5 protein-coding genes are annotated in these 7,026 nt (G+C 71.3%); all 5 read left to right on the forward strand.

The genetic code is table 11. The annotated features are described in order from the left end of the window. Window positions 1-265 precede the first annotated feature (265 nt). The 5 genes from FRW57_RS14790 (at window position 266) to ilvD (ending at window position 6,642) form a co-directional block, all read left to right on the forward strand. A complete protein-coding gene (locus tag FRW57_RS14790; protein WP_137123179.1) occupies window positions 266-1,192 on the forward strand; it encodes a 2-hydroxyacid dehydrogenase in 927 nt (308 codons plus the stop codon). Between the two features lie 88 nt (window positions 1,193-1,280). Continuing rightward, entirely contained in the window at window positions 1,281-2,363 is a 1,083-nt protein-coding gene (locus FRW57_RS14795; RefSeq protein ID WP_137123180.1) for a WD40/YVTN/BNR-like repeat-containing protein, read from the forward strand. 50 nt (window positions 2,364-2,413) lie between these two features. Next, window positions 2,414-2,719, forward strand: a complete 306-nt coding sequence (locus tag FRW57_RS14800; protein ID WP_152186350.1) for a MoaD/ThiS family protein — start codon at window positions 2,414-2,416, stop codon at window positions 2,717-2,719. A 144-nt stretch (window positions 2,720-2,863) separates the two neighbouring features. Continuing rightward, on the forward strand, window positions 2,864-4,849 hold the full coding sequence (locus FRW57_RS14805; protein WP_152186351.1) for an acyltransferase family protein: 1,986 nt from the start codon (window positions 2,864-2,866) through the stop codon (window positions 4,847-4,849). 71 nt (window positions 4,850-4,920) lie between these two features. Further along, entirely contained in the window at window positions 4,921-6,642 is a 1,722-nt protein-coding gene (gene ilvD, locus FRW57_RS14810; RefSeq protein WP_137123183.1) for a dihydroxy-acid dehydratase, read from the forward strand. The last annotated feature ends 384 nt before the right edge of the window (window positions 6,643-7,026 follow it).

Raw genomic sequence — 7,026 nt, forward strand, 5'->3', positions numbered from 1 at the left:
CCCTCGAACGGGACGCCCGGGGCCGGCCCGGCACCGGGCGTCCCGTTCGAGGGTGACGGCTGCCCGCCCGAGCACGCGGACAGCGCGAACACGGTGGCAGCGGCGGCCAGGGCCAACATCCTGGAGGACATGGCCCATTGTGACCCGGACCATCCCGGGCCCATCCCGGAGCGAGACGGAGCGACCTGGCCCGGCAGGGGGCAGGCCCGGCCGAGGACCGGACTCGGTGCCCGCCCCCGGGGCGCACCGGGCTACCGTCAGGGCCATGACTGTGGTGACGCTTCCGGACGAGGGCTGGATCGAGGACGTCGGGCCGGTGGCCGGGATCGAGCCGATCGCGTGGGACATCGTCTCCGACCCCAGCCGGCTGGCCGAGGCGGAGCTCGTGGTCCCGCCCTACATGGGCGACCGCAGCGTGCTCACGAGGTTGTCGGAGCTGCCCCGCCTGCGGGCGGTCCAGCTGATGTCGGCGGGCTATGAGGACGTGTTGCCGATGGTGCCCGAGGGGGTCCAGCTGGCGAACGCGACCGGCGTCCACGACGCGTCGACCGCGGAGCTCGCGGTGGCCCTCATGCTGGCGTCGCTGCGCGGCATACCGCAGTTCGTCCGCGCCCAGGAACAGGCCACGTGGGCTCCCGACCACACGCGTCGTTCGCTCGCCGACCGCAAGGTCCTGATCATCGGCTACGGATCGATCGGCCACGCCATCGCGCGGCGGCTGGACGGGTTCGAGGCGAGTATGACGGCCGTGGCCACCCGCGCCCGGTCCGGCGACGACCTGGTCCCGCACGTGCACGGCATCGACGAGCTGCCGGCCCTGCTGCCGCGCCACGACGTGGTCGTGCTCATCGTGCCCCTGACCCCGTCCACCCGGCACCTCGTGGACCGCGAGTTCCTCGCTGCACTGCCCGACGGCGCCCTCGTGGTCAACGTCGCACGCGGCCCGGTGGTCGACACGGACGCGCTGCTGGAAGCCACCGCGAGCGGCCGGGTCATGGCGGCGCTCGACGTCACCGAACCCGAGCCGCTGCCCGACGGCCACCCGCTCTGGAGGAGCCCGGGTGTGCTCGTCACGCCGCACATCGGGGGCGCGACGTCCGCCTTCCCACCGCGTGCGGCGGCACTGCTGCGCGAACAGCTCGAGGCCTTCGCCTCTGGGCGTCCGCTGCGCAACGTGGTGCACGGCGCCTGACGGGTCGGGCACCTGGCCTGACGAGCCGGCGCCGGGTTGCGCCGAGAAAGATCTGGCACCTGTCAGTGGCCCACGTCACACTGTGGGGATGACGCAGACACTCGTGGCGATCGGCACCCGCAAGGGGCTCTGGCTCGCCCACAGCAGCGACCGCCGAAGCTGGGCCCTGGACGGGCCGCACTTCCTGATGCACGAGGTGCCGAGCATCGGCATCGACACCCGTGCCGGCCGGCGGCGACTGCTGGTCGGGACCCGCTCCGAACACTGGGGGCCGACCGTCCTGCACAGCGACGACCTGGGCAGCACCTGGGAGGAGACGCCGCACGGTGCCATCCAGTTCCCGGAGAAGACCGGGGCGGCGCTCGAACGCGTCTGGCAGATCGTCGCGGACCCGACCGACGACGACGTGGTCTGGGCGGGCACGGAGCCGCACGCCCTGTGGCGCAGCGCCGACGGTGGTCAGAGCTTCTCGCTCGTGCAGGGGCTGTGGGACCACCCGCACCGCACGGAGTGGGGCGAGGGCTTCGGCGGAGGAGCGATCCACACCGTCCTGCCCGACCCGCAGGACCCGGCCTCGATGGTGGTCGCCATGAGCACCGGGGGTGTCTACACGACGGGTGACGGCGGCAAGTCGTGGTCTCCGGCCAACAAGGGCATCAAGGCGCCCTACAACCCCGACCCGTGGCCGGAGTTCGGACAGTGCGTGCACAAGGTGGCGCGCGACAGCTCGACGCCGACGCGGCTCTACGCCCAGAACCACCACGGCGTCTACCGATCCGACGACCGCGGACAGACCTGGACCTCCATCGCCGACGGCCTGCCGACCGACTTCGGCTTCACGGTGCTGGCTCACCCGAGCCATGGCGACGAGCTGTGGGTCGTGCCGGTCGTCGCCGACGGCGAGCGCATCCCACCGGAGGCCGAGCTGCAGCTGCAGCACTCCACCGATGCGGGCGGCACCTGGCAGAAGCAGAGCAACGGCCTGCCACACCCCTCCTACACCTGTGTGCTGCGCGACGCGGCGGCCATCGACGACCACCACGAGGCGGGCGTCTACGTGGGCACCCGCAACGGTGACGTCTTCGTCTCGATCGACGCTGGGCGCAGCTTCGAGCGCCTGGCCGAGCAGCTGCCGGACGTGTTGTGTGTCCGCGCGGCCGCGTTGCCATGAGCGGCGGCGGGGTATCCAGGAGCGCGACCAGTGACCCAGGGCAGGGACGAATGACACGGACCGTGACGGGAGAGGTGCGACTGCGGATCCCGGGAGTCCTGCGGGACCTGGCCGGGGGCGCCGGTGAGCTGCGCGTCGCCGTGGACGAGGCCGGAGTGCCCCTGGACCAGCTGCTCAGTGCCCTCAGCGACAGCTGGCCCGAGCTGGTCCGGCGGCTACGCGACGAGACGGGCGCCCTGCGCCGGCACGTCAACCTCTTCGTCGATGGCGAGGACGTGCGGAGAGGCAGTGGCCTGCAGACGGTGGTCATGCCGGGCGCGGTGGTGCACGTCCTGCCGTCGGTCGCGGGTGGCTGACGGTCCACCGAGAGTCCCGCGACTCCTCCCTGACCGGGGAGGGACACGCGCGGCCGGCCCGGTGCGCCTCCCCGTGAACAGAGGGCTCCGCCCCTACGCTTGACACCAGTGGTAAGGCCGCACCGAGGGGTCGAAGGGCGAGTCATGGCGGATGGGTCGAGGGTCCGGCACCAGACCGGTCGCATCGAGGGGCTCGACGGGCTGCGCGCGATCGCGGTGCTGGCGGTCCTGATCTTCCACCTGCGCTCCCAGACTCTGCCCGGGGGATTCCTCGGCGTCGACGTCTTCTTCGTCCTCAGCGGTTTCCTCATCACGACCCTGCTGATCCGTGAGCTGCGGTCGCACGGTCGGCTCAACCTTCCGTCCTTCTGGCTGCGCCGCGCGCGCCGGTTGATCCCTGCCATCGCCCTGGTTGTCCTGGTCACCGTGCCCGCGGCGGCCCTGACCGAGGGCGACCTGCTGGTCCACATCGGTCGCCAGGTGCTCGGCGCGCTGACCTTCAGCAACAACTGGCTCGAGATCTCGGCCGGATCCAGCTACTTCTCGCAGACCGCACCGCAGCTCTTCGTGAACTTCTGGTCCCTGGCGGTGGAGGAGCAGTTCTACCTCTTCTGGCCGATCGCCCTGGCCATCATCCTCGCGCTGGTGCCGAGTTCCCGGCACCGCATCGCCATCGCCCTGGGGCTCGCGGGCGCCTCGGCCCTGCTGATGGGGCTGCTGGTGAGCCCCGGACAGGATGCGACCCGGGTCTACTACGGCACCGACACCCACCTGTTCGGCCTGATGATCGGCGTGGGCCTGGCGTTCTTCTGGTCCTCGCCCGAGGGCAGCCTGCTCACCGAGCAGCGCTGGGCGCGGTGGCGGACGCCGGCGTCCCTGGCCATGTTGGCGGGTCTGGCCGGGCTCATGTTCGGCTTGCGCGAGTCGACGGTGCTGACCTTCCGCGGCGGGATCCTGCTGGGCAGCCTGCTGACCGCCGGTCTGATCGCCTGCCTCCTCGCCGGCCCGAGCCCGCTCCGGTCGGTCCTCGAGCTGCGACCGGTGGTCTGGGTCGGCGAGCGCTCCTATGGCATCTACCTGTGGCACTGGCCGGTGATCCTCATCGTCACCGAGGCGCTGCCGGCAACAGTGCCCGACTCGCGCTTGTCCTGGTTCGGCCGGGCCCTGGCCCTCGCCGTGACGCTCGCGGTGTCGGCTGCCTCCTACCGGTGGCTCGAGGTGCCGGTGCGGCGACTCGGCTTCGCGGGTGCGCTGCGTGAGTTCGCCGGCGGGCTGCGCCAGTCCTGGCCGCGCGCACGCGTCCCCAAGATCGCCGCCGCCACGACCCTGTTGCTCGTCTCCGCCTGCGGTGTGGCCATTGCCGCAGCCCCGGACAAGTCCTCCGTGCAACGGCAGATCGAGGCCAATGAGCAGCTGACCGCGCGGTCCACTGCCGACCCGTCACCGTCGCACGTGACGACGCCGAACCCCACCGGCACCGCCGGCCGCGCCAACGAGACGCCGAATGCGGCACCCTCTCCGACGACGGAGCGCTCGGGGCAACGCGCCACGAGCCCGTCTTCCGGAAAGCCGTCGGCGGCCAAGAACGAGTCCGGCACGGCGGCGGCGAAGCGCTCCGCTCGCGTCCCGACCGGCAGGCAGATCACCGCCTTCGGCGATTCCCTGGTGGTCACGAGCGCCACCGGCCTCGCCGACCGGTTCCCCGGCATCATGATGGACGCCAAGTCCAACCGGCAGTGGCCCGACGGCAGGGCCGCCGTGCAGCAGCGCCTCGCCGAGGGCACCGTCCGACAGGCCGTCATCCTCGACTTCGGCACCAACGGCGGCATCGCCGACCGGCAGACCGTCCGCGACGTGCTCGATGCGCTCGGCCCGGACCGGATGATCGTGTTGGTCAACCTGTATGGCGTGAGCGACTGGATCCCCGACGCCAACGCGGCGCTGGCCGAGATCGCGAGCAGCTACCCCAACGTGATCATCGCCGACTGGCACCAGACCATCTCGGCCCATCCCGGCATGCTGCAGTCCGACCACGTCCACCCGGGGATCGAGGGCGCCAACCTCTACGCCGACATGGTCAAGGAGTCCTTCGCGCAGCTCGCCGAGCGGATGGCGGACAGGGGCACCTGACGTGGTCGGGTGACGCCCGCGATCCGGGACGCCCGTCCACGGACCGGACGGTCCGCCATACAATCCTCGGCATGAGTGCCGACGTGAGCTCCGCGCAGACCCAGATCGACATCAAGCCCCGTAGCCGGGACGTCACGGACGGGATCGAGAAGGCCGCGGCCCGTGGCATGTTGCGCGCGGTCGGGATGGGCGACGACGACTTCGCCAAACCGCAGGTGGGCGTGGCCAGCTCGTGGAACGAGATCACGCCGTGCAACCTGTCCCTCGACCGGCTCGCCAAGGCGGTCAAGGACGGTGTCTACACGGCGGGTGGCTACCCGCTCGAGTTCGGCACGATCAGCGTCAGCGACGGCATCTCGATGGGGCACGAGGGGATGCACTTCTCGCTGGTGAGCCGCGAGATCATCGCCGACTCCGTGGAGACCGTCATGCAGGCCGAACGCCTCGACGGCTCAGTGCTGCTCGCCGGGTGCGACAAGTCGCTGCCCGGGATGTTGATGGCGGCCGCGCGGCTCGACCTCGCCTCGGTCTTCCTGTATGCCGGGTCCATCCTGCCCGGCATCGCCAAGCTCTCCGACGGTACCGAGAAGGAGGTCACGATCATCGACGCCTTCGAGGCGGTGGGTGCGTGCGCCGCAGGGAAGATCCCCGAGTCGGACGTCGACGCGATCGAGCGCGCCATCTGTCCGGGGGAGGGCGCCTGTGGCGGGATGTACACCGCCAACACGATGGCTGCGGTCGCCGAGGCCCTCGGGATGTCGCTGCCCGGCTCGGCCGCCCCGCCGGCCACCGACCGGCGCCGCGACGGTTTCGCGCGCAAGTCGGGCGAGGCCGCGGTCGAGCTGCTCCGCCGGGGGATCACCGCGCGCCAGATCATGACCAAGGAGGCCTTCGAGAACGCCATCGCGGTCGTGATGGCCTTCGGCGGCTCGACCAACGCGGTCCTGCACCTGCTCGCCATCGCCAACGAGGCCGAGGTCGACCTGACCATCGAGGACTTCAGGAGGGTCGGCGCCAAGGTGCCGCACCTGGCGGACGTGAAGCCGTTCGGCCAGTTCGTCATGAAGGACATCGACCACATCGGGGGCATCCCCGTGGTGATGAAGACCCTGCTCGAGGCCGGGTTGCTGCACGGCGACTGCCTCACCGTCACCGGCAAGACGATGGCCGAGAACCTCGAGGAACTCAACCCCCCGCACATCGACGGGAAGGTCATCCGGGCTCTCGACACCCCGATGCACCAGACCGGCGGCCTCACCATCCTGACCGGATCGCTCGCGCCGGAGGGGTCGGTCGTGAAGTCCGCGGGCTTCGACGAGTCCGTGTTCGAGGGCACTGCCCGGGTCTTCGACGGCGAAAGGGCCGCGATGGATGCGGTCGAGGGCGGCGCGCTCGGCAAGGGCGACGTCGTGGTGATCCGCTACGAGGGACCCAAGGGCGGCCCCGGCATGCGCGAGATGCTCGCGGTCACCGGTGCCATCAAGGGCGCCGGGCTCGGCAAGGACGTGCTTCTGCTCACCGACGGCCGGTTCTCGGGAGGCACCACCGGCCTGTGCGTCGGGCACGTGGCCCCGGAGGCCGTCGACGAGGGGCCGATCGCCTTTGTCCACGACGGCGACCGGATCCGGCTCGACGTCGCCGCGGGGACCCTCGACCTCTTGGTCGAGGACGAGGAGCTGGCCCGGCGCCGGGCGGCCGGCGTGACCCACCCGGAGCCGAAGTACACCCGGGGCGTGCTCGCCAAGTACCGCAGGCTGGTCGGGAGCGCGTCCAAGGGTGCGGTCTGCGGCTGAGCGCGGCGACCACTCGGCATACCGCTGTGGCGTGTGTGCCGAGTGGTCCGGGAGACGGACGTCACGTCCGGATGGCGAGATGACAGGCGGGACCGATTGACACCCGGTGCGGGGTGGTGGACTGTGGGTCCGTGGCCCGAATCCTCGTACTCCCCTAGCGTGCTGGCTCCGACCGGAGCTCGCACGCTGCCCCTCATGTCCACGGCGGACGAGGGGTTTTTTTGTACCTGATTCGGGCACGAGCCCGCGAACTTCGAAAGTGGTGACGACAGTGACGGATGGCAAGGCCACCGCGACCCGGCCCGCCCCCGCGGCGGCGCACGCTGCGCCGACCCCCGCCGACCTGGCAGCACGGCCCGCCCTGCGCGCGGCCCAGCCGGTCAC

Origin of the sequence: Segeticoccus rhizosphaerae (assembly GCF_009192725.1) — a bacterium.
Lineage (GTDB): Bacteria > Actinomycetota > Actinomycetes > Actinomycetales > Dermatophilaceae > Segeticoccus > Segeticoccus rhizosphaerae.

What these genes read in the sequence shown, in the direction of transcription:
- FRW57_RS14805 (WP_152186351.1), top strand. Translation starts at nt 2,864, where the DNA reads ATGGCGGATGGGTCGAGGGTCCGGCACCAGACCGGTCGCATCGAGGGG.
- FRW57_RS14790 (WP_137123179.1), top strand. Translation starts at nt 266, where the DNA reads ATGACTGTGGTGACGCTTCCGGACGAGGGCTGGATCGAGGACGTCGGG.
- FRW57_RS14795 (WP_137123180.1), top strand. Translation starts at nt 1,281, where the DNA reads ATGACGCAGACACTCGTGGCGATCGGCACCCGCAAGGGGCTCTGGCTC.
- FRW57_RS14800 (WP_152186350.1), top strand. Translation starts at nt 2,414, where the DNA reads ATGACACGGACCGTGACGGGAGAGGTGCGACTGCGGATCCCGGGAGTC.
- ilvD (WP_137123183.1), top strand. Translation starts at nt 4,921, where the DNA reads ATGAGTGCCGACGTGAGCTCCGCGCAGACCCAGATCGACATCAAGCCC.